The organism is Streptomyces sp. GQ60, assembly GCF_059758875.1.
This window is the reverse complement of record NZ_JCAXEG010000022.1, coordinates 61,627-86,788: the sequence shown is the minus strand read 5'-3', so window position 1 is coordinate 86,788 and position 25,162 is coordinate 61,627. Positions and strand designations below refer to the sequence as shown.

Annotated in this window: 16 protein-coding genes and 3 pseudogenes; 12 read left to right on the top strand and 7 right to left on the bottom strand. The window is 68.2% G+C overall.

Annotation, left to right across the window (positions count from 1 at the left end; genetic code table 11):
- Positions 1–111: 111 nt before the first annotated feature.
- A pseudogene (locus AC6CKD_RS33735) lies at positions 112–1,248 on the top strand (SulP family inorganic anion transporter); the annotation flags it as partial.
- On the opposite strand, the pseudogene AC6CKD_RS33730 reads toward AC6CKD_RS33735, so the two are convergent.
- Positions 1,226–1,647, bottom strand: a pseudogene (locus AC6CKD_RS33730) (transposase); the annotation flags it as partial. The pseudogenes AC6CKD_RS33735 and AC6CKD_RS33730 sit on opposite strands and share 23 nt — an antisense overlap.
- On the opposite strand from AC6CKD_RS33730, the gene AC6CKD_RS33725 reads away from it, so the two are divergent.
- On the top strand, positions 1,565–2,164 hold the full coding sequence (locus AC6CKD_RS33725; RefSeq protein ID WP_498332622.1) for an ester cyclase: 600 nt from the start codon (positions 1,565–1,567) through the stop codon (positions 2,162–2,164). The pseudogene AC6CKD_RS33730 and the gene AC6CKD_RS33725 overlap by 83 nt on opposite strands.
- Positions 2,165–2,362: 198 nt before the next feature.
- Here AC6CKD_RS33725 and AC6CKD_RS33720 read toward each other — a convergent pair whose 3' ends face one another.
- Positions 2,363–2,641: a hypothetical protein gene (locus AC6CKD_RS33720; protein ID WP_498332614.1), complete on the bottom strand. Its 279-nt coding sequence runs from the start codon at positions 2,639–2,641 to the stop codon at positions 2,363–2,365.
- Positions 2,642–2,849: 208 nt separating this feature from the next.
- Between AC6CKD_RS33720 and AC6CKD_RS33715 the strand changes: the two genes are divergently transcribed.
- Complete coding sequence (locus tag AC6CKD_RS33715) at positions 2,850–3,920, top strand: TerC family protein (RefSeq protein ID WP_498332613.1); 1,071 nt, start codon at positions 2,850–2,852, stop codon at positions 3,918–3,920.
- 528 nt (positions 3,921–4,448) lie between these two features.
- Here the strand turns inward: AC6CKD_RS33715 and AC6CKD_RS33710 are convergent.
- On the bottom strand, positions 4,449–5,117 hold the full coding sequence (locus AC6CKD_RS33710) for an ArsR/SmtB family transcription factor (RefSeq protein WP_498332612.1): 669 nt from the start codon (positions 5,115–5,117) through the stop codon (positions 4,449–4,451).
- A gap of 86 nt (positions 5,118–5,203) precedes the next feature.
- Here AC6CKD_RS33710 and AC6CKD_RS33705 point away from each other — a divergent pair, with 86 nt between their 5' ends.
- The gene (locus AC6CKD_RS33705) at positions 5,204–6,568 is read left to right on the top strand and encodes an MBL fold metallo-hydrolase (protein ID WP_498332611.1); all 1,365 of its coding nucleotides are present in this window, start codon (positions 5,204–5,206) and stop codon (positions 6,566–6,568) included.
- Positions 6,565–7,863, top strand: coding sequence for an MFS transporter (locus tag AC6CKD_RS33700; RefSeq protein ID WP_498332610.1), 1,299 nt, complete (start codon positions 6,565–6,567; stop codon positions 7,861–7,863). The genes AC6CKD_RS33705 and AC6CKD_RS33700 overlap by 4 nt, the downstream gene beginning before the upstream one ends.
- A 354-nt stretch (positions 7,864–8,217) precedes the next feature.
- On the opposite strand, the gene AC6CKD_RS33695 is transcribed toward AC6CKD_RS33700, so the two are convergent.
- Together AC6CKD_RS33695 and AC6CKD_RS33690 are read right to left on the bottom strand one after the other, a co-directional pair.
- A complete protein-coding gene (locus tag AC6CKD_RS33695; protein WP_498332609.1) occupies positions 8,218–8,886 on the bottom strand; it encodes a response regulator transcription factor in 669 nt (222 codons plus the stop codon).
- Positions 8,883–9,842: a sensor histidine kinase gene (locus AC6CKD_RS33690; protein ID WP_498332608.1), complete on the bottom strand. Its 960-nt coding sequence runs from the start codon at positions 9,840–9,842 to the stop codon at positions 8,883–8,885. The genes AC6CKD_RS33695 and AC6CKD_RS33690 overlap by 4 nt, the downstream gene beginning before the upstream one ends.
- 1,249 nt (positions 9,843–11,091) lie before the next feature.
- On the opposite strand from AC6CKD_RS33690, the gene AC6CKD_RS33685 reads away from it, so the two are divergent.
- From AC6CKD_RS33685 to AC6CKD_RS33675, 3 genes and pseudogenes are all read left to right on the top strand, one after another.
- Positions 11,092–17,310, top strand: coding sequence for a DNRLRE domain-containing protein (locus AC6CKD_RS33685; protein ID WP_498332607.1), 6,219 nt, complete (start codon positions 11,092–11,094; stop codon positions 17,308–17,310).
- Between the two features lie 93 nt (positions 17,311–17,403).
- Positions 17,404–17,682, top strand: a complete 279-nt coding sequence (locus AC6CKD_RS33680; RefSeq protein WP_498332606.1) for a hypothetical protein — start codon at positions 17,404–17,406, stop codon at positions 17,680–17,682.
- A gap of 436 nt (positions 17,683–18,118) precedes the next feature.
- A pseudogene (locus AC6CKD_RS33675) lies at positions 18,119–18,571 on the top strand (cation:proton antiporter domain-containing protein); the annotation flags it as partial.
- A 97-nt stretch (positions 18,572–18,668) separates the two neighbouring features.
- On the opposite strand, the gene AC6CKD_RS33670 reads toward AC6CKD_RS33675, so the two are convergent.
- On the bottom strand, positions 18,669–19,562 hold the full coding sequence (locus AC6CKD_RS33670; protein ID WP_498332605.1) for a universal stress protein: 894 nt from the start codon (positions 19,560–19,562) through the stop codon (positions 18,669–18,671).
- Positions 19,563–20,021: 459 nt separating this feature from the next.
- On the opposite strand from AC6CKD_RS33670, the gene AC6CKD_RS33665 reads away from it, so the two are divergent.
- The 3 genes from AC6CKD_RS33665 to AC6CKD_RS33655 all read left to right on the top strand — a co-directional run bounded on the left by AC6CKD_RS33665 (position 20,022) and on the right by AC6CKD_RS33655 (position 22,605).
- Positions 20,022–20,534 (top strand): gluconokinase, encoded by a 513-nt coding sequence (locus tag AC6CKD_RS33665; RefSeq protein ID WP_498332604.1) that lies wholly within the window; start codon positions 20,022–20,024, stop codon positions 20,532–20,534.
- A gap of 108 nt (positions 20,535–20,642) precedes the next feature.
- On the top strand, positions 20,643–21,689 hold the full coding sequence (locus AC6CKD_RS33660) for a glucose 1-dehydrogenase (RefSeq protein ID WP_498332603.1): 1,047 nt from the start codon (positions 20,643–20,645) through the stop codon (positions 21,687–21,689).
- 145 nt (positions 21,690–21,834) lie between these two features.
- Positions 21,835–22,605: a transposase gene (locus AC6CKD_RS33655; protein WP_498332602.1), complete on the top strand. Its 771-nt coding sequence runs from the start codon at positions 21,835–21,837 to the stop codon at positions 22,603–22,605.
- A 344-nt stretch (positions 22,606–22,949) separates the two neighbouring features.
- Here AC6CKD_RS33655 and AC6CKD_RS33650 read toward each other — a convergent pair whose 3' ends face one another.
- Positions 22,950–23,234, bottom strand: coding sequence for a hypothetical protein (locus AC6CKD_RS33650; protein ID WP_498332601.1), 285 nt, complete (start codon positions 23,232–23,234; stop codon positions 22,950–22,952).
- Between the two features lie 911 nt (positions 23,235–24,145).
- Here AC6CKD_RS33650 and AC6CKD_RS33645 point away from each other — a divergent pair.
- Complete coding sequence (locus AC6CKD_RS33645) at positions 24,146–25,033, top strand: slipin family protein (RefSeq protein WP_498332621.1); 888 nt, start codon at positions 24,146–24,148, stop codon at positions 25,031–25,033.
- Positions 25,034–25,162 lie beyond the last annotated feature (129 nt).

Sequence of the window (25,162 nt, the reverse complement as noted above, 5' to 3'; positions counted from 1 at the left end):
TCGGCGAAGTGCGGGTTGTCGGTGAGGAAGTCCGTCATGGACACGGCCAGTGCCCCGATGAGGAGGTAGTAGGCGCCGACACCGGCCGACCAGGCGGCAAGTGGCCGCGGCCTGCGCCCGGACTGGCTGTCCGATCCGAAGGTGTGGCGCACCGAAGTGCTGGCAGGCCTGGTGGTCGCGCTGGCGCTGATCCCGGAGGCGATCTCGTTCTCGATCACCGCCGGCGTCGATCCGGCGGTCGGCCTGTTCCGTCGGCGGGCACCGGGCAATGATCTCGGCCGCGACCGATGCGGTTGCGCTGGTGATCGCTCCGCTGAACCGTGAACACGGTCTGGGCTACCTGGTCGCCGCGGTCATCCTGGCTGATGTCTTCCAGATCGTCCTGGGCGCGCTGGGCGTGGCGAAGCTGATGCCGTGCATCCCGCGCTCAGTGATGGCCGGCTTCGTCAACTCGCTCGCCATCCTGATCTTCATGGCTCAGGTCCCCGAGATGCGAAACGTCCCCTGGACGGTCTACCCGCTGATCGCGGCGGGCCTGGCCATCATGGAGTTCCTCCCGAAGATCACCACCGTCATCCTGGCCCCGCTGGTCTCCATCGCCATCCTGACCGTCATCACGGTCGGGCGCGGCCATCGCGGTGCCGGCCGTGGGCGACAAGGGAGCCCTGCCGTCCTCCCTGTCGGTACCGGGCCTGCCCGACGTGCCGTTCGCCCTGGACACGCTGATCACCATCGCCCCGTACGCCTTCGCCATGGCGCTGGTCGGCCTGATGGAGTCCCTGATGACTGCGAAGCTCGTCGACGAGATCACCGACACCCACTCCTCGAAGACCCGCGAGTCCATCGGCCAGGGCATCGCCAACATCGTCACCGGCTTCTTCCGTGGTAAGGGCGGCTGCGCGATGCTCGGCCGGTCTCGGGTTCCCATACCCGCCTGTCCACCTTCCTGGCCGGCGCGTTCCCGATGGTGCTGTGCATCGTCTTCGGCCCGGTCGTCTCCGACATCCCATGGCCGCCCTGGTCGCCGTCATGGTGATGGTGTCGTTCGCGACCTTCGACTGGCACTCCATCGCGCCGAAGACCCTCGAGCGGATGCCGACCGGAGAGATCGCCGTCATGGCGATCCCCATCGTCTGCATGGTGGTCACCCACAACCTGGCCATCGGTGTCGCCGTCGGCTCGGTCACCGCCATGGTGATCTTCGCCAAGCGCGTTGCCCACCTAGCAGCAGCGTCGGTGCCGGACGGTCGGCCAGCAGCCCGGGATCAATGGCCAGGATGTCGAGCAGGACCTCGCGTTCGGCGGCTTTGGCGCCGGTCAGGGCGAAGGCGATGGGCAGGCCGTGCAGGGTGCAGACCAGGTGCAGGCGCAGGCCCCAGAAGAACAGTGAGTGGCTGGCGCAGTAGCCGTACTCGGCCCATCCGGCCAGGTCGGAGCGTTTCGCGGTCTCGCGGGAGCGTCCGCACTCCACCGGTGTGGAGTCCACGATCCACACCACAGGTCGGTGTCGGTGGCCAGCTCCCGCAAGACCCGCCTGACCAGGCCCGACGCCCGCCGCAGCCGCTTGTTCCAGCCCGGCTGGCGGGGCAGGTACGGGAAGAGATACCGCAGGTGGGCGTGGGCATGGCGTATCCAGCGGGCCTCGGAGACGCAACGTCACTCCTGTCACCACCGCCGACGGCACCACGGTCTACCGAGTGACGGGCGAGCTGTTCTTCGCCTCCTCCAACAACCTCGTCGGCCAGTTCAACTACGCCACCGATCCCGACAAGGTCGTCATCGACCTGCCCGCCGCCCGCATCTGGCCGGAAACGTCGACGCGGCGGACGCGATCTGCACCGCCGACTACCGGGAACACGACCCGTCCCTGTCCTCGTACGACATGGGCCTCGAGCAGGCCAAGGCCGAGAACCGGGAGACCATGACGGCCTTCGAACCCCGGGCCACCATCGAGAGCTTGGTGGCCGAAGGTGACACGGTGTGCGTCCGGTTGACCTTTAAGGGGCGCCACGTGGCCGCGTACCAGGGCATGGAAGCTACCGGCCGCGAGGTCTCTGGAACCGCGCACGCGACCTTCCGCTGCGCAGGCGGCAAGATCGCGGAGAGCTGGTGGAACTTCGACGACCTCGGGCTGCTGAAGCAGCTCGGCGTAGTGGAAGCCTGAACCGAAGCGGTTCCTGGGCGAGCATGCTACTCAGCATCAGGGCGGCGAAGCCTCGCGGTCGACGGCCGCCCACTGCGATCTCCAGGACGCGTCCCGTCCCGTCCCGGGTACGGCGTAGACGACGGTGTCCCGGGGGACGGACGGCGAGCCCGCCCCGCAACAACCGGTACGGCTCGCCCTCAGCGCGACGGTGCCCGTTCAGAACCTGCGTGGGGACATCCACTCCACATTTCCCTCGATCACCGCCGCACACCGAGGCGTCCCGGGTCCGGGCATGATCCGCACACTGAGCTGCCGGGGAGGGTCGGTCGGCAGTTCACCGGACATGATCAAGGGCCGGTTCCCGTGTACTTCGGTGCGGCCGGTCTCTTTGCCGTCGACCAGCAGTTCGGCATCGCCGTGGAGACCCGTGTGGATGTTCACGGTCACCGAGTGGCCCGCGGTATCGAGGTGGAAGTGGTGACTGCGAGGCATCATGAACCTCCCTGGCCGGACACGCAGGTACTACTCGAAGCATGCCCCTCCGCAGCCCTCCCCGCCCTCCCGGCTTCCGGTCGTGATCGCCCGGCATTTCGCGGTGTGGTGCGGCTCTTTGATCCGCGTCCGGCCGCGCCGATCGGGGTGATATACCGCAGACTCCTGTATAAGGGCCGGCGCGGCGTCGGCTCCGGGGAGAGTGGCTGGCGTGCTTGAGGTTCCGCTCTGGCTGTGGGCAGCGTTCGCCGTGACAGTGGTGGTATCGCTGGCGGTGGACTTGCTGGCCCACCGCAGCGCGCACGTCATCGGGTTCAAAGAGGCCGCCGCCTGGAGCGGGCTGTGGGTGAGCCTCGCCCTGATCTTCGGTGCGGTCGTCTTCCTCGTCCTGGGCACGACGGCTGGAACCGAGTACACGACCGCGTGGCTGCTGGAGAAGAGCCTGTCGGTCGACAACCTTTTCGTATTCGCGGTGATCTTCGCCTATTTCAAGGTCCCTCGCGCCTACCAGCACCGGGTGCTGTTCTTCGGCGTGATGGGGGCCCTGGTCTTCCGCGGGATCTTCCTGTCTCTCGGCGTGGCCGTGGTCAGCCGCTTCACCGCAGTGCTGTTCGCCTTCGCCGCCGTCCTCTTCTACAGCACGTACAAGCTCCTCAAAGAGGAGGAGGACGCCTTCGACCCGGGCAACAGCTTCGCCGTGAGGATGCTGAGGAGGATCATCCCGGTCCGTGACGAGTACGCCGGAACGAAGTTCTTCGTCAAGGAGGCCGGCAGGCGCGTGGCCACGCCGCTCCTCGCTGTGGTGGCGGCGATCGAGGCGGCCGACCTGATCTTCGCCGTCGACAGCGTCCCGGCCGTCCTGGCCGTCAGCGACGACGCCTTCATCGTGTACACCAGCAACGCCTTCGCCATCCTGGGCCTGCGTGCCCTGTACTTCATGCTCTCCGGCCTCCTGGACCGTTTCCACTATCTCAACGTCGGCCTCGCGGTCATCCTGTCTTTCATCGGCGTCAAGCTCATCCTCCAGGCATCCCACAAGATGATCAGCCCCGCGATCCCGGAGATCCCCTCCCCGATCAGCCTGGCCGTCATCGCCGCCATCCTCGCCGCGGCGGTCGTCCTCAGCCTGCTCAGACCAGCCCCACACAAGCCGCCAGGAGCCGACGACATCGATCGGAGCGCACCATCCGCAGACATAGCCGACCCGGACACCGCCGCTCCCGAAGACTCCGCTGGCGAGCAGGATGAGCAGCCCGACGGCCCGCCCCGGCCGGTGAACTGACCCCGGGCGCCATCGACAGATGGCTACCACGCGTCCCCCTGACCAATCCCCCACCACGTTCTAATATTAAAGAATGGGTAAAAGCGAACATGAGACCGGGCCGCAAGGCGTGCTCCTGTGCCCGGTCTGCAAGCAGACCATCGACACTGTCGTCAAGCGACGACACAAGACACTCGGGGTCTTCGTTCCGGTGTGGGAACCGGGCCCGTGCCGTAACCCTGAGTGCCCCGAATACGCGGAATACCCGACGCACACCCGGCCCCACCACCCGTAGACCCCGGGACACGAGGGCCGCCCCGAGCCTCGGCCTGTCTGACGCCCGGTGCACTGCTCTGGGCCGTCCGGCGCTCGATCTTCGCGTGGGAGGGCATCGGCCTGCTCCAGTCAGACGACGGCTTTCCCCACACCAAGCGGCGCGCCCAGGGCCGTCATGAGCCAGTGCCGCCTCGGCGACTCGGGGATCGACAGGTGTGGTGGCGTTGCAGTCGAGGTAGATCGGCCCGTCACCCAGGGCGGGGCGTGTGGACGTCATGCGGCGCTCTCCGTGTCCACAGGCAGCTCTGCCAGGCGCCATTCGAGCATGCCGTCGGTGAGGCGGACGGCTCTGCGGCCGTGGTCTTGCAGCAGGCGTACGGCGTCGTAGGCCATGACGCAGTAGGCGCCCCGGCAGTACGCGACGACTTCCACATCTGCGGGGAGTTCGCTGATGCGGTCGGCGAGTTCGGTGACGGGGATGGAGAGGGCTCCGGGGATGTGGCCGGCGGCGTACTCCTCCGCGGGGCGGACGTCGAGGACCACGATTTCGCCGGACTGCGCGCGGGTGAGGAGGTCCTCGCGGCGGACCTCTTCGGCGTGGTCGGTGCCGAGGTAGGCCGTGCGGGCGGGCTCGACGGCGTCCTGGCGGGCCTGAGCGACGTTGCGCAGGAGGGCGTAGAGGGCGGCGACGTCGTCGCCGGCGAGGCGGTAGTGGATGCGTACGCCGTCGCGGCGGGTGGCGACGAGCCCGGCCTGCTTGAGGGTCTGCAGGTGGGCAGAGGCGGTGGTCAGGTTGAGGGCGGCGGCCTTGGCGAGGCCGTCGACGGTGCGCTCGCCCTGAGCGAGAAGGTCGAGCAGCTCCAGGCGCTTGCCGTTGCTCAGTGCCTTGCCCGTGCGGGCGAAGGCGTCGTACAGCGCGGTCTTGCGCTCGGGGTCTCCCATGACATCCTCCATAGATCCATGGAATATTGTAAATGAGGGCGGGCGCTGAAGCGACCCGGCATCTACCCTGACACCTGGAGGACCCTATGGGCTTCGCCGACGATCACCTCGTACCGCTCGTCGACCACGGCCTGGGCAACAGCGCCTACCTCGTCGACCTCGGCGACGGCCGGGCCCTGGCCGTCGACGCCGCACGGGACCTGCGCGCCCTGCACGCCGCGGCCAAGCGGCGCGGGCTGCGGGTCGCGTTCGCGGCCGACACCCACCTGCACGCCGACTTCCTCTCCGGCGCCGTCCAGCTCGCCCACGACGACGGCGCCGCCGTACTCGCCTCCACCGCCGGGATGCGGGCCTTCGCCCACCACGGCCTGGGAGACGGCGCCGAGGTCGACCTCGGCGGGCTGACCCTGCGGGCCCTGGCCACGCCCGGCCACACCGACGAGCACCTGTCCTTCCTCCTCCTCGACGGGGACCTGGAGCTCGGCGTGTTCACCGGCGGCTCGCTGATCGTCGGTTCCGCCGCCCGCACCGACCTCCTCGGCTCCGACCGGACGGAGGAGCTGGCCCGCGCGCAGTACCACTCACTGAAGCGTCTGGCCCGCCTGCCCGATGCCGTAGCGGTGTGGCCCACCCATGGCGCTGGGTCCTTCTGCTCCGCCCCGCCCGGGGCCGAGCGCACCACTACCATCGGCGCCCAGAAGCACGCCAACCCACTGCTGGCCGCACCCGACGAGGACACCTTCGTCGCGCAACTGCTGGACAGCCTCGGCTCCTACCCCGCCTACTTCGACCGACTCGGCGAGGCGAACCGCCGCGGCCCCGCCATCCTGGCCGGCGCCCCGCTCCTGCCCGCGCTCCACACCCAGCGTGTACGGACGCTGCTCGCCGACGGCGCTCAGCTCGTCGACGTACGCCCGGTGGCCGACTTCGCCACCGGTCACATTCCCGGTGCGATCTCGATCCCGCTGCGGGACCAGTTCGCCACCTGGCTGGGCTGGCTGCTGCCCGACGACGCCCCACTCGTCTTCGTCGCCGCCCCCGGCCAGGACTTGGCCGAGATCAGCTGGCAAGCGTTGAAGATCGGTTACGAACGGCTTGCCGGATTCCTTGACGGCGGCACGGACGCCTGGACTGCCCAGGGCGGTGCACGAGAGACGATCGACCTCGTCTCCGCTGACCGGATCGCCGGGCGGCCGGTGCTGGACATCCGGCAGAAGGCCGAGCACACCGCCGGCCACATCCCGGGCGCCATCGGCATCGAACTCGGCGACCTCCCCACGCGCACGGACGAGGCTCCGGCCGGGGCGGTCGTGGCATGCGGGCACGGCGAACGCGCCATGACCGCCGCCAGCCTCCTCCAGCGCGCCGGACACCGGAACCTCGCCGTCCTCGACGGCGGCCCCGGCGACTGGGCCAACGCGACCGGCAACGCACTCGAGGAAGGCGAGTGAACACTCCCGCCCCCGTGCACCCGACCGCCGACCGCCCGGGGATCCGGCTCGGGCTGCGCGCCAACCTCGCCCAGTTCACCCTGCTCGTCGCCGTCAACGCGCTCGTCGGCGGTATGCTCGGCCAGGAACGCGTCGTCCTGCCCCTGCTCGCCGACCAGGTCTTCCACCTGGCCGCGTCCGCGTTCGCGCTGACCTACATCCTGGCCTTCGGCGCCACGAAGGCGGCCGTCAACTTCTTCGCCGGGACCCTCTCGGACCGCTACGGCCGCAAGCCCGTCCTCATCGCGGGCTGGCTGATCGCCCTGCCCGTTCCCGCCATGCTGGCCTGGGGCCCGACCTGGGGCTGGATCGTCGCCGCGAACATCCTCCTCGGCGCCTCCCAGGGCCTGACGTGGTCCACCACCGTCATCATGAAGATCGACCTCGCCGGCCCCGAACGCCGCGGCCTCGCCATGGGCTTCAACGAAGCCGCCGGGTACGTCGCGGTCGCGGCCACCTCCCTGGCCACCGGTGCCATCGCCTCTCACTACGGCCTGCGTCCCGAGCCGTTCCTGCTCGGTGCCGCCTACGCCGCCCTCGGCCTCGGCATGTCCACCTTCCTCGTCCGCGAGACTCGTGAACACGCCCGCGCCGAGGCAGCCCTCCACCCGGTGCAGTCCACGGCGGAAACGGCCCTGACGACCGCCCAGGTCACCCGCCGCACCAGCTTCACTGACAAGGCCCTGTCCGCCGCGAGCCAGGCGGGCATGGTCAACAACCTCAACGACGCCCTCGCCTGGGGCATCTTCCCCCTGCTCTTCGCCGCCCACGGCCTGTCCATCGCACAGATCGGCATCCTGGCCGCCATCTACCCCGCGGTCTGGGGCGCCGGCCAGCTCCTCACCGGCTGGTGGTCCGACCGCGTCGGCCGCAAACACCTCATCACCGCTGGCATGCTCCTCCAGGCCGCAGCCATCGCCCTGGTCGCCGCCGGCACCGCCTTCCCCGTCTGGGCCACAGCCCAAGTCCTCCTCGGCATCGGCACCGCCCTGGTCTACCCGACCCTCCTCGCCGTCATCGGCGACGTCGCCCACCCCGCCTGGCGCGCCCGGGCGGTCGGCGTCTACCGACTATGGCGAGACGGCGGCTTCGCCGTCGGAGCCCTCCTCGCCGGAGCCATCGCCGCCGCATACGGACTGACCGCCGCCATCTGGACCGTTGCCGCCCTCACCGCCGCCTCCGGCCTTGTCGTCGCGGTGCGGATGTACGAAACCCACCCCCACCCAGCCGCACCGCGAGGCGCTAAGGCTCGCTGATAGAACCCGCGGGCGCCGCCACCCCGGCGCGGCGGCTGCCGGGCTGGACGAGGGTCGCCCCCCCCGGCGCAGGTATCAAGGAAACGCGGCCAGAACCAACTCGGGGCCGACCATACGAAGATCGATGTTAAGACTCGACAAGGAGACATCGCCCTGTCCGAGCTATTCGGAGAGTTCCGATACCTGACTGCACCAGGTCACGCCGCTCGCTCTTTTCGGGCTAGTTCGTTTCGTTCGGATCATCTGACGCCGTCCAGTTCTGGGCGACGGTCACATTCCAGCGCAGTCCACTTCTCATCGAAAGACACAGGTCCGCGCCCATACGCATCGACGTCGACTCTCGTGGACCCGCTCCTACGGCTCGATCAGGCCCACCCGGATCGCATAGCGGGTCAGCTCCAGGCGGTCCCGCATCCCCAGCTTCTGGAGCAGGTTCGCCCGGTGCCGCTCCACCGTTTTCGCGCTGATCACCAGCATGTCTCCGATCTCCTTGGACGAGTGCCCTTCGGCCACGAGCTTGAGGATCTCCTCCTCGCGCTCGGTGATCGCCCGGGGCGGCAGCGGATCTCGCTGTCGGGCGTGTTCGAGGTGGTTGCGGATCAGGGTGGTCTCGGCGCCCGGGTAGATGAAGGGCTCGTCCCGGATCGCCGCGCGGCAGGCTTCGACGAGGTCGCGGTCGGCGACGGATTTGGGGACGTAACCGGCGGCTCCGGCCTTGAGGGCCTCGAAGAAGTACTGCTCGTTGTCATACATCGTCAGAATGAGGATCCGCAGATCCGGCCGGAGCCGGGAAAGCTCCCGGGCGGCCTGGAGACCGGTCATGCGGGGCATCGAGACGTCCAGCACGGCGAGGTCGATGTCCTGCGTACGGGCCAGGGCGACGGCTTCGGCTCCGTCGCCGGCCTCGGCGACCACTGTCAGGTCCGGCTCGGCGTCGAGGATGAGCCGTACGCCCCGCCGGACGAGGGCGTGGTCGTCGGCGAGCAGGACGCGGGTCGGAGCGGCCGGTTGTCGTGTGGTCATCGGAGGTTTTCCTCGGCCCTGCTCGTGGGGACGTCCAGTCGTACGTCGGTACCGCCGTGCGGCCCGGGTCCGATGGCTATATCGGCGCCGATCAGCAGTACGCGTTCGCGCATGCCCTGAATGCCGGCACCCTCGGCCGCCAGGCGGATGCCTGTGCCGTTGTCCCGCACGAGGAGTCGTACCGCTCCCGCAGGCCGGTTGGAAAGGTGGACCTCGACGTCGCTCGCGCTCGCGTGGCGGGCGGCGTTGGTCAGGGCTTCCTGGGCGACCCGGTAGAGGACGAGTTCGGTGGCCTCGTCCAGCTCTGGCAGTCCCGGCGCGATGAAGTGCCGTACGGAGAGCGACGGGGTGGTGAACTCCGTCGTGAGCGCCCGCAGCGCGCTGTGCAGGCCCAGGTCCTCCAGCACGCCTGGGCGCAGGCGCCGGGCGATGCGCCGGATCTCGTCCAGGCTGGTGCGGGTGGTCTCCTGTACCTGGCGGAGCTCCTCGCGCAGCGGTGCCGGCGTCCGGTCGGCGGCGTGCTTAAGCTGCAGCAGGACGGCCGTGAGGGTCTGACCGACCTCGTCGTGGAGCTCCTGGGCGATGCGGCGCCGTTCGGCCTCCTGCGCCGAGAGGGCCCGGGCACTGCTGGTCGCGCGCTCGGCCTCCAACCGGCCCAGCATCGCGTTGAACGAGGTGGTCAGCTCGGCCACCTCGCCGGGACCCTCCACCCGGGTCCGGCCACCGGGACGAAGCAGGTCGACCGAAGTCATGGCCCGGGTCAGCCGGCCGAGGGGCGCCAGACCAATACGCAGCAGAACGGCGTTCGCTATCAGCATGGCAGCCAGCCCCGTGAGCAGGACGACGGCTTCGCCGAACAGGGCCGGCGAGGAGACCTTGACCGGGCCGAGCAGTAGCAGAACCGCCACGACTAGGACGGCGGCGTTGAGCAGGAAGATCCGCCAGTACAACGACATGTCCGTCCCTCCTCTTCGCTTCCATACCCGCCTGTTCGGCGCGATCAGCTCCACTATCCCCGCCAGCACTCCTGAACACCTACGGACCTGCGGCGTCCCGATCAGCCTTCACCCGGATTTGGCCTTGCACTTGGGTTGTCTTCGCAATGATCGGGTGGCGCAGGCACCGAAGGCAAACGTCGGACGCTCAGCGAACCCGTTCTGCTGCGGAAGGAGACGCCTGGCGGGCGGCTCTGCATACACCAGGCAAAAAGGGTCCGATCTCGCAGCAGTGGAAGTCCTCCACCCTCTTGGTGCGGCCACGGGCGCCAAAAGATGGGTGTCAGCATGTATGGACGGACAGATTCCGGTCACGCAGACTGCGTTCCGGATTGATTTTCGCAGGTCAGAGCCATTGACGGCGCCCTGGGCTGTTGTGGGGGACGAGTACTAACCGGGGGTGAGGTCCGCATGCCGTTGTTCTGGCGGATCTCCACGATGCACGCCATCGTCCTCGTCGCGGCCGTCGTACTTCTACCGAGCCTCTGGGGCACCGCCTCCGTGCCGACGCTCTGCGGCGTCCTCGTGATGCTTGTGACAGGTGCGCTTCCCTTCCGCTTCGGGCTCGCTTTCCGCTGGCTCCAGCAGTCCTCTCCTGCGATGGTTTTAGCAGATCTCCTGCGGCCGCTATCCCGGCCGCAGGACACGGGCCACGGCGACATCGCGGGGCTGGTTCAGGCTTCCGCCCATGACGCCGAACTCTGGGATCCCGACGGGGCTCTACGCCGAAACCGGCTAGGTCCGAACTCAGGTTGACTGGTAAATCCGCGGATGGGCACAAGTAGCCACAGCCGGCCGGAGCCCGTTTGTTGATCGGGCCGTGTCCATGTCGCCATGCACGGCTCATTGGACTGCCCGCCCATGCGTGATGTCACTCGCTGAGCCATCCGGAGCGGCCTGATCAAGCCGTAGCACCGACACGTCCATCTACGTCGCCCCTTCCCGGCCCGTCGGCCGGGAGGCAGGGCGGCATGCCGTCGTCCAGCGAAAGCGCCGGACGGCGGCACCACAGACCGCGCCGGTCCCGCCTCTGGCGATCCGGCGCAGGGGCCGGTTGATCAGCCGCCTGCCCCACCAGCACAACCCGTACACGTACAAGGGGAGAAACGTGACAAGCCAGATACCGGAACCCGCGTCAGGGTTCCGAGCACGGCCAAGACGCGACCAGCGGGCGAGCGTACGCGCCTTCGCGGCCGGCGTTGCCGTGCTGATGTCGGTGTCGACGGTCTACGGAGCCGAGGCGGCCATCGCCGCGCCCTCCGCGCAGAACACCCCCCAGGCTTCGAAGCCGCAGGCCGCGACCACGGCCGCCGACATTCCGTCGGCCCGTGTGGCGGCCCGGCTCTCGGGCCAGCGGGTCGAGGCGCTCTCCGAGCGCACGGAGACGTCCACCACCTGGGCGAACAAGGACGGCTCGCTCACCACGGACATGGCGGCCGGCCCGATCCGTTTCCAGGACCCCGCGACGGGCGCGTGGCGTGACGTCGACGTCGCGCTCACCGCGGCATCCGACGGCTCGGTCTACTCCAAGGCCCACCCGCGCGGCCTCAAGCTCGCCGGCAAGTCCGGCACGAAGGCAGCATCTCTGCGGGCCGCGCAGTCGGCCCCGGCCACTGATTTGGTGACTCTGGGGCAGGGCGAGGAGGCGATCACCCTGCAGTGGCGTGGCGGTCTGCCGGCGCCGAAGCTGGATGCCACCCGTGCCGTATACGAGAACGCCGTCCCGGGCGCGGATGTCGTCGTGGAGGCGACGCGTACCGGCTTCGAGCAGTTCGTCGAGGTCAAGGCCAAGCCTGAGGCAGGCTTCTCCTACACTCTGCCCCTGAAGACCAAGGGTCTGAAGGTCGAGCAGCAGAGCGACGGCAGCATCCTGTTCACGGACAAGAAGTCCGAGAAGAGCGCCACCATGCCGGCTCCCATGATGTGGGATGCCACCGTCGACGAGGTTTCCGGCGAGCACACCCGCCGGGCCAGGGTCGACATGAAGGTCGTCAAGACCAAGGGCGGCGTGGACCTGGTCATCACGCCGGACGCGGGATTCCTTGCCGACCCCGCCACCAAGTACCCGGTAACCGTCGACCCGTCGACGTCAGCGCTGGGCAGCATCTTCGACACCTACGTCCAGCAGGGCGAGACCGTCGACTGGTCGGGCGACACGGAGCTCGACCTCGGAAACCCGGGGACGAAGAACGCGGACGGCACCTTCCGCACGGCTCGTTCCTTCATCACCTGGAACACCGCTCCGGTCGCCGACGCGCTGATCTCCAATGCCAAGCTGTCGCTGTTCAACTTCCACTCCGGGAACACGGACTGCACCGCCCAGCCCTGGGAGGTGTGGACGGCCAACAACGCCTCCACGGCCTCTCGCTGGACGAACCAGCCCTCGATGGTGACCAAGATGGCCACCTCCACTCAGACCAAGGGCAACCCGGCCTGCACCGCTGACGGCTGGATCGACGCGGACGTCACCAGCCTGGTCCAGCACTGGGCCAACAACAAGTGGTCCCACTCCGGCATGGGCCTGCGGGCCACCTCGGAAACCACGTCCTTGCAGTGGAAGCGGGTCAACTCTGCCAACGCGGCGAGCAATGTGCCCAAGCTGACGGTGACCTACAACTACCGGCCGCGCACGGGCACCAAGCAGGAGGCGGGCGCCCCGTTCTTCTCCTACGGCGGTGCGTATGTCGTGAACTCCACGACGCCGACGCTGCGTGACTCGTTCATCGACGCCAACGGCGACAAGGTCCAGGGCGCCTTCCAGATCTTCGACAATGCCACCAATGTCCAGGTCGGCGACGTCCTGCGCTCGGCATTCGTCCCCTCGGGCCAGGTCTCCTCGGTGACGGTCCCTGCCGGGGTCCTCGCGAACGGGAAGACATACCGCTTCCGTACGTCTCCGTACGACGGCACGCACTACAACCTTGGCTGGTCGGCGGAGAAAACCTTCACGGTCGACACCTCCGCCCCCTCTGCCCCCACCAGCATCACCTCGACGGACTACCCGTCCAACGCCTGGGTCAAGGGCGTCGGCCAGGCCGGCACCTTCAACGTCACCCCGCCCGCAGCCGACCACAACTGGCTCGAGTGGTCGCTCGACGGCACGACCTGGAACAAGGTCACCACCGGCGGCGCCTCGGGCGCCAAGGCGATCTCCATCGCCCCGCCCAAGGACGGCACCCACACCCTCCAGGTCCGCACGGTCGACAAGGCAGACAACAAGTCCGAGCCCCTCTCGTACACCTTCCACGCAGGTCCGGGCGGCTTCGTCCAGCCCAGCGAGGGCGAGCACACCGCACGACGTCTCCCGCTGGCCGCCGAAGCCGACGGCTCCAAGTACGACAAGGTCTCGTTCTCCTGGCGCCGCTCCCAGGCCGACCCCTGGGTGCAGATCCCGGCAGGTCAGGTGAGTTCCGGCGGAACTGCGCTCACCGCGTGGCCCGTCGCCATGACCGGCGGCAAGAATGCCCCGCTCGTGTGGAACACCACCGACACGGTCAACCCCGACGGTGCTGTGCAGATCAAGGCCGACTTCAGCGGCCCCGGCGGCAGTGGTTCCACGCAGCCGTTGAACGCCGTGGTGGACCGCAATGCCGACGGCGCCGCCTCCTCCGAGGTGGGGCCCGGTTCGCTGAACCTGCTGACTGGCGACTACACCCTGTCCGGCACCGACGTGTCGGTCCTGGCCATGTCGGTGACCCGCAGCTTCTCCTCGCGGACGCCGGACGCAGGCTCCACCCAGGGCGGCCAAGCGGCCATCTTCGGCAAGGAGTGGGTGACGGGCACGGCCGCGCAGGCGGTGCAGTCCGACTACTCCGAACTCCGCAAGACCTCCGCGACGTCGCTGGACGTGGTCACCGCCGACGGCGGCACCGTCGCGTTCACGGCCAACACCGCCGGTACGGGCTGGATTGCGGAACCGGGAGCGGAGAACCTGGCGCTCGCCGGCAACTTCACCAGCGGTGACTTCACCCTCTCGGACACCGACGGCGCCGTCACCACCTTCAAGCGCGTCGACGCGTCCGCGACGGCGTGGGTCGTCTCCCGCTCCCTCGTGGACGGCCGCGCGAACTCCACGACCGAGGTCGTCTCGGAGGCGGTGACCGTCGGGGGCAAGGTCCTCGCCCGCCCCAAGCGCATCATCGCCGCGACCAGCGCCGTAACGGTCGGCGCCTGCGAGACCGCGCCGTCCACCAAGGGCTGCCGGGTGCTGGAGTTCGTCTACGCGTCCTCCACGACCGCCACGTCCATGTCGCTCGGTGACGTGAAGGACCAGGTCTCCGAGATCCGGGTCTGGGCCACGACCCCGGGCGCGGCCTCCTCCACCGCGACGACTGTCGCCAAGTACTCGTACGACGACCTGGGCCGACTTCGGGCGACGTGGGATCCCCGGATCTCGCCCGCTCTCAAGACGACGTACGCCTATGACGCCTCCGGCCGTGTCATCGAGATGACGCCGCCGGGCCAGCTGCCCTGGACGTTCCACTACGGCAAGGTGGGCAGCGACCCCGTCTCCGGTGAGGGCATGCTCCTGAAGGTGACCCGTCCCACGCTCAAGGCCGGTTCGGCCTCCGAGACGGACGGAAACACCGCTCAGAACACGATCGTCTACGGCGTCGGCCTCACGGGAGCGAAGGCTCCGCAGGCGATGGCGGCAGCCGATGTGAAGGCGTGGGGGCAGCTCGACGCGCCCACCGACGCGACCGCTGTCTTCCCGACCGACTCCCGCCCCTCCTCCAACGACGGCAGTGCCCTGGTCACCGGCGACTACAGCCGGGCGATGGTGCACTACCTGAACGCCTCCGGCCGTGAGGTCAACACTCTCGACCCGGGCAAGAACGTCACCACGACCGAGTACGACCGCTTCGGCAACGCCGTACGTGAGCTCTCGGCCGCGAACCGCGCCCTGGCTATCGGCACCACGGCCGAGCAGAAGGCCCAGCTGGCCGACCTCGGCATCGCTCAGCTCCCCGTCGCCGAACGCGCGGAGCTGCTGTCGAACCGCGGTATCTACAACGCCGACGGCTCCCGCGAGGTGGAAACCCTCGGACCGCTGCACCGCGTGGTCCTGGAGGCAGACCTCAAGGACGGCACGACCACGGTGGCCGCGGCCGGCGAGCAGGTGATCGCCCGCCACCAGAACATCAAGGAGTACGACGCCGGCAGGCCGACCGACGGCACCGCGAACGTCTCGGAGAAGGTCACCAAGACCACCGAGGGTGCCCAGGCCCGCAACTGGCCGGCTCTGACGGCCGACCGCCGCACCACCCAGACCGTCTACGACTGGATCAAGGGGCAGCCCACCAGCACCATCCAGGACCCGGGCGGCCTGGCCATCACCGAGAATGCAACCTACGACGCGGCCGGACGCCAGGTCACCCGCACGATGCCGCTCTCGAACGGCGCCGACGCCGGAACACTGATCACCGAGTACTACACCGGTGGCGGGACCGGGATCTGCGCGGGACGGCCCGAATGGGCCGACGAAGTGTGCCGCACCAGGCCCGCCGCGGCCGTCACCGGCGGCGGCTCCAACCCTGCCGAGCTGGTGACCACCCTCGCCGAGTACGACCGCTGGGGCCAGACGTCCAAGCTGACGGAGACCGCCAACGGCAGCACCCGGGTGAAGACCACGGGCTACGACCCGGCCGGCCGGGCCACCTCGGTCACCATCACCGGTGGCGTGGGCACGGCAGTTCCCGCGGTGACCACGGCCTTCGACGCCAACAGCGGCAAGGTCTCGACCATCAGCTCCACCGACGGAGGGACGGTCACCAAGGCCTACGACCAGCTCGGCCGGCTCCTGTCGTACACCGACGCCGACGGGGGCGTCACCACGAGCAAGTACGACGCCGAAGGACGCGCGGTCCAGGTCAGCGACAATGTGCCCTCGACCACCACGTACGGATACGACACCGCGGTGGACCCCCGTGGTCTGCCCACGTCCATCACCGACTCCGTGGCGGGCACCTTCAGCGTCAGCTACGACGGCGACGGACAGGTCCGCAGCCAGAAGCTGCCTGGTGGCTACACCATGCGGCAGGCCGTGAACCCCGCCGGCATGCCGACGGACCGTACGTACACGCGGGACAGCGACGGCGTCGTCCTGTTCTCCGAAAACCTGGTGCCCACTGCACACGCCCAGCGGTCCCTCTACACGGGATCGGCAGGCCAGACGGCGAACCAGAAGTACAGCTACGACAAGGTCGGCCGACTGGTGAAGGCCGAGGACGAAACGGTCGACACCGTCTGTGTAACCCGCAGCTACACCTTCGACAAGAACTCCAACCGGAAGTCGCTGGCGACGGCCACTGCCGCTCCTGGCCTGGACTGCACAGCCGCAGGTGCCACGACCCGCAACCACACCTACGACACCGGCGACCGCCTGGTGGACTCCGGGTACACGTACGACGCGTTCGGCCGCACCTCGGCCGCACCGAGCACCTCCCTGTCGTACTTCACCAACGACCTGGTCCGCCAGCAGACCGTCGGATCCCAGCGCCAGACATGGAACCTCGACTCCCAGCTCCGCTTCCGCAGCTGGACCGTCGAATCCAACGCCACCGGCACCTGGGTCAAAAACCAGTCCAAGCTCAACCACTACAGCTCCGACGCGGACAGCCCACGCTGGATCGTGGAGGACACCGCCACCGGCGCCGTGACACGTAACGTCAACGGTTTCGACGGCCAGCTGGCCGCCATCACCGCCAAGACCGACGCCACCGTGCTCCAGCTCGTCAACCTCCACGGCGATGTGGTCATCCAGCTGCCGGCCGCGGCCGGACAGGCGCCCACCGTCCTCAAGACGGACGAATACGGCAACGGCGGCCAGCCTTCCGTCCGCTACGGCTGGCACGGCGGCGCCCACCGTTCGACCGAAACGCTCAACAACATCACACTGATGGGCGTCCGCCTCTACAACCCGACAACGGGCCGGTTCCTCTCCAGCGACCCGGTTCCCGGTGGAAGCTGCAACGCCTACGACTACGCCTGCGCCGACCCGGTCAACAACGACGACGTAACCGGGTGCGCCACATGCCGCGTCCCCAAGCACGCCTGGACCGGACGGAGCTACACCACCGTCCTGCGTACGACCTCGTGGAGCTACGGCAGCTGGCAGAACTACAGCTACCACTGGATCTGGGACGTCATCAGCGGCGACTGGGGACCGCAGCCCATCACCTCATGGCAGCGCCAGCACAAGTACCGCAAGCAGTACATTTTCAAGTGCCGCGTCGTCGCCTGGTACGGATGGGGCAAGCAGAAGATCCTCGCCACACACGAAACCCACTACCAGTACTCCTACCGGGACCGGACCACCTACCGGATCGCCTTCACCGGCATCAAGTGGACCAGGACCGGCGGCTGGAGCTGGGCACGTACCTACTCCTCGTACGTATCCAGCTCGAGAATCGTCTACACCAAGGGCTGACCCGGTCACCTGACATGTAATGCCCGGGTGGTGCGCCGCGACAACGCTTCGCGGCGCACCACCCCCTTCCATCCCTCTCACGGAGGCACACGAATGCTGCTCGCCATGGCCCTCCTCGGCATCGCCGTCTTCGGCACCCTCTTGTGGTGCACCGTGACCGTCGCCCTGATACGGGACATCCCCGCGTGGCGGCGCGCACTGCCCCTGACCCTGTTCCTGCTCTCCCTGGCCGCGAGCCTCCTGCGGGCATTCGACATACCCGCCGTGGCGAACGCCGTAGCGTTTCCGCTCAATCTCGTAGCGATCGTCCTGTCTATCCGGGAGATCCGCGCGCACCGCCGCAGAACCGCCACCCCGGGATCCACCAGCTGAACGACTGGTGGTTTCAGTCTGCTTGACCGGAAGAAGCTGGTCAGGCGCGTGGCCGAGATCCGCGGTCGCTGTCCATGATCGCGCGAGGCAGCGATCGCCTACCTGCCTCGATGAGTCCTCGCTCACGAGAGCACCTATGGCCACAGTTGTCCGCGTATCCTTGCGTCGTATCTACCGCACCACCACACCACGGAGACAATCTGGTCGCGCTGCGCCGTCTGCTCCTACGCGTCGGGGGTGCGGATCGGCCTGACGAGGTCGAGCTGCTGCAATCTCGCGCGTCCACCGCCAAGCTGCGAGCGTTGTGATGTGGCGCGTTTCCGCAACCCGACCGGGAGCCGCAGGTTCGCCCGGCTGTCCTGCTCGCCGGGCGTCGTGCGAGCGGGCGCCGCCTCAGAGGCTGAGGACCAGCTTCCCGCGTACCCGCCCCTCCCGGCTCGGCGAGGCCCTGGCCGAGCTGGCCAAGTTCGCCGCGCTCCTGGTCTTCGGCGCGCTGCTCACCCCTCAGCTGTTCGGAGACCTGCCGGTGGGCGGATACGTGGCGGTGGTACTGGCGATCTTGCTGATCCGCCCTGCGTCGCTGCTGGTCTCGCTCCTGGGCGCGCGGCTGGACCGGCGGGAAAAGCTGGTCGCAGCCTGGTTCGGCCCCAAGGGGTTCGCGTCCGTCGTCTACGGCCTGCTGGTGCTCCAAGCCGGCATCCCCCAGGGCGAGGAGGCGTACACGCTGATCGCCGTCTGCATCGCCTTCTCGATCGTCGCCCACAGCAGCACCGACGTGCCGATCGCCCGCCTGTTCCATGTCGAAGACCTCGCCGGTATCCCCGACGGCGAGCACAGCGTCCATTCGGCCAGCCAGACTGACAAGGATTCCGCGGCCGGCAGCGCGTGACCCCTGCCGAGCTGTCCCACGTGAAATTCAGCCGTCGGGCCATCCATTTCTCTTGGTCCGGCAAGCCTGCCCGGCGCTGGACGCCGAGGGCTCAGCGTCACAGTGACTGCGTTTCCGCGTCGAAGGGCGGGACGACCATCACGGGGCAATCGGCTAGGTGCAGGACTTCGGCACTGACCGATCCCAGGAGCAGCCGACGCAACCCCGTGCGGCCGTGGCAGCCGACCACCAGCAGGGCGGCCTCCTTGGAAGCGTCCACGAGCGCTGTGGCCGGGCGCTGAAATTGCACCTGCCAGGTGGCACGCAGTCCAGGATGCCGTAGCGCGCGCTGGGCGATCTCCCGCTCGAGGAACTCTCCGGCGTCCCGCTCAACGGCATCAGCATCGGGGACATCCGATATCACCGCCCCCATCGGCCCGATGGCCACGACCCCGGGCAACGGGGCGGCGTAGAGAAGCTCCAGCGAGGCGTCGCGCCGCTCGGCCTCCTCATAGGCCACCTCGACGGCTTCGCGGGACGCGTCGCCGATGTCGAGCCCCGCCACGACCAGATTCCGTGGCCGTCCGCCGCTCGTACGGGGCCTGGGAACGAGGACCGGACACTGGGCGTGCGTGGCCACCTGCCAGCTCACCGAGCCCAGCGGCAGCCGCGGAAAACCGCCACTGCCACGGTGTCCCACAACGAGCAGCGAGGCCTCCGCGGAGCGTTCCACCAGGGTCGCGGCGACGCCTCCGAAAGGCAGCTCTCCCTGCACCACGAGATCGGAGAACTCCTCGCGGACCATCGCCTCGAAACGGTCCAGCACCGCGACTCCCTCACGTGCGGGCGTGCTGCTCTCCGCCTCTGCCGCAGAGCGCCCGGAGCCGACCGCCAGCGGCACCGCATGCACGATATGCAGTGCGCACCCCCGTATCCGCGCCTCCCGAGCCGCCAGCAACACGACGTCCTGCTGACCGGGAGCGTCCTCGACACCCACCATGACAGGCTTCATGCGAAGGCTCCTTCCCCCGGACCGGGACACTGGCCTTGTGTTGCGGCTACCCGTCATCCAGCCAGGCAACCGCCTGGGTCGTTTTCGCCCACACGTCGGTGCATGAACGCGACCGCTACAGGGCAGAGACAAGGCTTCTGGCTCGACACGTCGGACGCGTGGACATAATCACTGTGCGGGTGCCAGCGCTCTGGGCGACTGAGCGCCGACGGCTCACCCTGGCGTGTGTCGGCGACGGGTGAAAAGTGGTTCTGGATCACTTTCCGTGTCAGGGCCACGGAAAAAGTGATCCAGTAACCACGATTCAAGCGCCCCCGACAGGCGTGCTGATCACTGGCGGGGCCCGGGCGTGATCCGGGCAGGCGGCAGGCGACGGACAGAGCGGTTCCGGTGTCGCCTTGTCCGGGCCGCCGTTCAGCGCAGCAGGCTCGTTAGGGTGCACTGCGTTAGCCTGACGTGATGGTGCCGCACGAAGACTCTCCGTTGGTCGTAGTAATCGGTGTGGCAGGCTCCGGCAAGACGACCATTGGGAAACCCCTGGCCCAATTACTCGGCGTGCCTTTCGCGGAGGGCGATGATTTTCATCCGCCTGAGAACGTAGCCAAGATGAGGGCAGGAATACCCTTGGACGATAAGGACCGGCGTCCCTGGCTCGACGCCATCGGCGCTTGGCTCCTCGAGCACGCCGCCCGTGGCGGGGTCATCTCCTGTTCAGCCCTGAAGCGGCGCTACCGCGACCGTCTGGCGTCCGCAGCGCCGCGGGTCTTCTTCATCCACCTGGACGGCTCAGCGGAGCTCATCGCCGACCGCATGGCAAGACGGCGAGGGCACTTCATGCCGGTAAGCCTTCTGCAATCCCAGCTGGCCACCCTGGAACCGCTGACCGCAGAAGAACCGGGAGCTCTTGTTCCCATCAGCGGCACGGCCGACGAGACGACTCGCCTCGCACGCGCCGCTGTACGAGGACGCTGACAGGAGGCGATGGCACGGGCCGACCCGTCACGTCTCTTGGAAAGTGGCTACGCACGGCAATTCGCTGGCACGTGCCACCACCACGTGATGGAAAGGCGGGAAAGCGACATGCTTGCGTTGACTGTACGACCCGACGTCGCCCACTCCCTCGAAGTACGGCAGCAGCCTGACCCCTCGCCGGCCGACAGTGAGCTGCTCGTGCGCGGCTCGGCGATGGGGGTCTGCGGTACGGACAGAGAAATCGCAGGCGGCCAATACGGGTGGGCACCACCTGGTCGCGACTGGCTGGTGCTGGGACATGAGTCGCTGGGCCGAGTGACGCAGGCGCCACACAACAGCGGGTTTACCAGCGGTGACCTCGTCGCCGGTGTAGTACGCCGACCGGACCCGGTGCCCTGCGGTGCCTGTGGACACGGTGAGTTCGACATGTGCCGCAACGGCCGCTACACCGAACGCGGCATCAAAGAGATCGACGGCTACGGCGCCCAGACGTGGTGCGTGGAACCCGCCTACGCGGTGAAACTCACGCCGAACCTGGAGCAGGTCGGGGTGCTGATCGAGCCGGCCTCCGTCGTCGCCAAGGCATGGGAACAGGTGGAGCGCGTCGGGGGACGTGCCTGGTTCGAGCCGCGGCGGGTCCTGGTCACCGGCGCCGGGCCGATCGGTCTGCTGGCCGCGTTGCTCGGCACACAGCGGGGACTGGAGGTACACGTACTCGACCGCGTGAGCCAGGGACCCAAGCCCCGCCTCGTCCAGGATCTGGGCGCCATTTACCACACCGAGCACGCCGAGCAGGTCATCCAAAAAGTGTGTCCGGACATCATCATCGAAGCAACCGGCGCCAGCGCCCTGGTCTTCAGCTCACTCACCGGCACCGCCCGCTACGGAGTCGTGTGCCTGACCGGAGTCTCACCCTCCGGCCGCCACATCAGCGTGGACGCCGGCACCGTCAACCGCGAAATCGTGCTTCAGAACGACGCCGTGGTCGGCTCCGTCAACGCCAACCTGCGGCACTACCGACAAGCGGCCCAAGCACTGGCAAACGCCGACATCACGTGGCTGGAGCGTCTGATCACGCGACGGGTACCCCTCGATCGAGCCGCCGAGGCATTCGAGCGTCAGGCCGACGACGTTAAAGTGGTCATCGACCTATAGGTCCCGCCTGGCCGTTTTCTGTCGATCGACCGTTCCTTTTCGCCTCCTCGGCCAAGCCTGGGCCACCGGCCGGCCATCACAACAAGCCGCACCCAGCACTAAGGGTTGTCCCGTAACTGCTGGTCACCGGTGAGATGATCTTGGTGTGGCTGGTGTGATCACGGCGTCGGAGCCGTCTTGGATAGCCCCGTTTACCGGGCTGAGTCCGCGTGCCTTCGGGAAGCTGGTGACGGTGTTGCGCCGTGGGGGTGCGGACGCGGTCCGCAGGGGCCGGCCGTGGAGCCTTCCGCTGGAGGACCGGGCACTGCTGGTCGCGGCGTACTGGCGCACGAACCTGACCATGCGGCAGCTCGCTCCGCTGTTCGGGGTTTCGAAGTCTGCGGCGGACCGGATCATCGACCACCTGGGGCCGATGCTCGCGCTCCAGCCCCGCAAGCGGTTCGCGAAGGACACCGTGCTCATCGTGGACGGCACCCTGGTTCCCACCCGCGACCACACCATCGCCGAGCGGTCCAAGAACTACAGGTACGCCACCAACCACCAGGTCGTCATCGACGCCGACACCCGCCTGGTCGTCGTGGTCGGCCGACCGCTCGCCGGCAACCGCAACGACTGCAAGGCATGGGAAGAATCCGGCGCCAAGGCCGCCGTCGGCAACACTCTCACGATCGCTGACGGCGGCTACCCGGGCACCGGACTCGTCATCCCGCACCGCCGGCAGCGCGGCCAAAGCGAACTCCCGGACTGGAAAGAGGAACACAACAAATCCCACAAGCAGGTCCGCGCCCGCGTCGAGCACGTCTTCGCCCGCATGAAGACCTGGAAGATCCTCCGCGACTGCCGCCTCAAAGGCGACGGAGTCCACCAAGCCATGCTCGGCATCGCCCGCATGCACAACTTCGCCCTCGCCGGATAGGCAAGCTGGCTGCAGAGCGGCCAACCACGCCCGAGGCGACTCGAAGATCATTTACGGGACAACCCTTAGGTGAGCCGAGGCCCACCTCAGAGGTGACCATCGCCGCCGAGCACTGAGGGCCACTCGGGCCGAATCACGCCAGGTGCCAAGACGAGCAGCCAAAGCGAGGAGGCTACGGGCGGGGCGACCGTACGGGAACGCCCGGTCGCGGGCGTGCAATACAACGGTTGTCGGCCTCAGCCGGGCGTCTCCGCCTCGTCCACCACTTCGCTCGTTCCCGTGATGACGGCAGCGAAGTTGCCGACCCCGACGAACCCGGCACCGGAGGCGTTGGCGGCCTCCTGTCAGGCCCGGGATTCAGCCCGGTGACGGTCGACAACGACATCGGCCTGCTTGAGCGGACGTTGAACGCCCTGGGGCAGCCGGCGTGGGATGTCCCGCCCGAGGACATCGACCGTGTGGTCGGCGGCCTGGCCGTAGAAGGGCGGACGCCTTCCACCCGCCGCGGATACGTCCAGATCTTCAAGGGCTTCCACCGCTTCCTGCAGGCCCGAAAAGCAGTCGAGATCGAGGCCGCATTCGGCGTCCGCCTGGTCTGCCCAGTGGACGAATCCAACGCCTCTCGGCATGTCGGCGACGACTCGCCGGCCCTGCTGCCGCCGCCGACACAGCGACGAGCCCGGACTGGCCCCCGCCGCTCACCACCACATCGGTGCGGGCGGTCACGCGGCGGCGGCCGTGAACTTCTTGCGCCAGGCCCCGGGATAGTCCGCCCCTCGCCGCAAAGACCATGCATCCGCGCCACGGACTGGAGGCCAGTCACCCGATGTGGCCAAGAGCGAGAAATGCAGCGTCAAGGCAGCTCGCCCGTGCCACCGCAACGACCAGCTCCCTTCCGCGGGCGAAGGCCAAGACCGTCACGGAGCAGCTCCTGGATGAGGTCGTCGAAGCCGACAGCCGCCTCGTCAAAAAACGCGAAACGAGCGGTCGTGAGACTGAGAAATGGCCTATCCGAGTGGGCAGCGCGGTGGTCCGGAAAGATCCCTGCGACCAAGGAATCGCACGCAGGATGGTGCCACGACGGATACGTAATCCGGCTAAGGAAGGAACTCGCGGACGCGGAGAAGAACTTCCGGGTCAGCATTCCTCGGTACGACCACTCCCCCCGCCGAACGCCTGAAACTCTGTGTCAACGGCGCGGGCTGCGACACAGGGCCGGAGAGTGGGTCGAAAGGCCGCACGCCTCCTGATGACCAGCTCGCCGAGATCGTGCAGGTAGTGGGACTTCGAGCCGAGGCCTCCGAACACAACCGGCTACGGCTACCAGGTGTACACCTCCAGGCTCTCCGCGTGTGCGGATGCGGGCCTCCGACATCAGCGCGCTACCTTCTGCGGCTGCCCCGCCCCCAGTTCCACACCTGATCGGCGGCGAACCCAATACCCCGCCAGCCGGTGTACGCCCGACGGTTAGGGCCTACGCCTCGACTGAGTGGGAAGAATCCCAAGAGGACGTAAAGTTCCATGATTGTCGGTGATTGTCATGCTGCAAGGACTGCTGACTGTTCTGGTCGTGGCGGGCAGCGGCGCTGTGCTGTATCTGGCGGCCGCTGCCCGGGTGATCAAGCAGTACGAGCGCGGTGTCGTGCTGCGTTTCGGCCGTTTGATGGGCTCGGTCCGCGGGCCGGGCTTCACCATGGTCGTTCCCGTGGTCGACCGGATGCACAAGGTGAACATCCAGATCGTCACCATGCCAGTGCCGGCCCAGGACGGCATCACCCGTGACAACGTGACCGTGCGGGTCGACGCGGTGATCTATTTCAAGGTCGTCGACCCGGTGGACGCGATCATCCGCGTGGAGGACTACCGATTCGCCGTCTCGCAGATGGCGCAGACCTCGCTGCGCTCCATCCTGGGCAAGTCCGACCTCGACGAATTGCTGTCCAACCGAGAGAAGCTCAACCAGGGCTTGGAACTGATGATGGACAGTCCCGCCGTGGAGTGGGGCGTGACCATCGACCGCGTCGAGATCAAGGACGTTTCCCTGCCCGAGGGCATGAAGCGCTCCATGGCACGGCAGGCCGAGGCCGACCGCGAACGGCGCTCTCGAGTGATCAACGCGGACGCCGAACTCCAGGCGTCCAGAAAGCTCGCCCAAGCGGCGGCGGTCATGTCCGAACAGCCGGCCGCCCTCCAGTTGCGGCTCTTGCAGACCGTCGTGGCCGTGGCCGCCGAGAAGAACTCCACCCTCGTACTGCCCTTTCCCGTCGAACTCCTGCGCTTCCTCGAACGCGCCGGGGAGCATCACCAGGATCAGGCCCCACAGTCGTCCCGTGGGACAGCGACGCAGGTCGCGAGCCCGGCGGACGGCGAGTCATCGGTCTCTGCCCAGCCACCTCTCGCGGGAGTACCTGACGCGGCGGGGAGCTGAAGGGCCCGGCACCAGCGGGAGCGGGACACGCGCGGGACAATGCCCGCCCGGCCCGGTGCTGGTGCGGGCGGACCTGCCGTGAAGGGCGAAACTGAGAGGGTGTGCCCGTGCACCTGGCACACAGCGGAG

Excerpts from the sequence above, each read along its gene's own strand:
- AC6CKD_RS33720 (WP_498332614.1), bottom strand. The coding sequence starts at position 2,641 with ATGATGCCTCGCAGTCACCACTTCCACCTCGATACCGCGGGCCACTCG.
- AC6CKD_RS33710 (WP_498332612.1), bottom strand. The coding sequence starts at position 5,117 with ATGGGAGACCCCGAGCGCAAGACCGCGCTGTACGACGCCTTCGCCCGC.
- AC6CKD_RS33705 (WP_498332611.1), top strand. The coding sequence starts at position 5,204 with ATGGGCTTCGCCGACGATCACCTCGTACCGCTCGTCGACCACGGCCTG.
- AC6CKD_RS33695 (WP_498332609.1), bottom strand. The coding sequence starts at position 8,886 with ATGACCACACGACAACCGGCCGCTCCGACCCGCGTCCTGCTCGCCGAC.
- AC6CKD_RS33690 (WP_498332608.1), bottom strand. The coding sequence starts at position 9,842 with ATGTCGTTGTACTGGCGGATCTTCCTGCTCAACGCCGCCGTCCTAGTC.
- AC6CKD_RS33685 (WP_498332607.1), top strand. The coding sequence starts at position 11,092 with ATGTCGGTGTCGACGGTCTACGGAGCCGAGGCGGCCATCGCCGCGCCC.
- AC6CKD_RS33680 (WP_498332606.1), top strand. The coding sequence starts at position 17,404 with ATGCTGCTCGCCATGGCCCTCCTCGGCATCGCCGTCTTCGGCACCCTC.
- AC6CKD_RS33670 (WP_498332605.1), bottom strand. The coding sequence starts at position 19,562 with ATGAAGCCTGTCATGGTGGGTGTCGAGGACGCTCCCGGTCAGCAGGAC.
- AC6CKD_RS33665 (WP_498332604.1), top strand. The coding sequence starts at position 20,022 with ATGGTGCCGCACGAAGACTCTCCGTTGGTCGTAGTAATCGGTGTGGCA.
- AC6CKD_RS33660 (WP_498332603.1), top strand. The coding sequence starts at position 20,643 with ATGCTTGCGTTGACTGTACGACCCGACGTCGCCCACTCCCTCGAAGTA.
- AC6CKD_RS33650 (WP_498332601.1), bottom strand. The coding sequence starts at position 23,234 with ATGCCGAGAGGCGTTGGATTCGTCCACTGGGCAGACCAGGCGGACGCC.
- AC6CKD_RS33645 (WP_498332621.1), top strand. The coding sequence starts at position 24,146 with ATGCTGCAAGGACTGCTGACTGTTCTGGTCGTGGCGGGCAGCGGCGCT.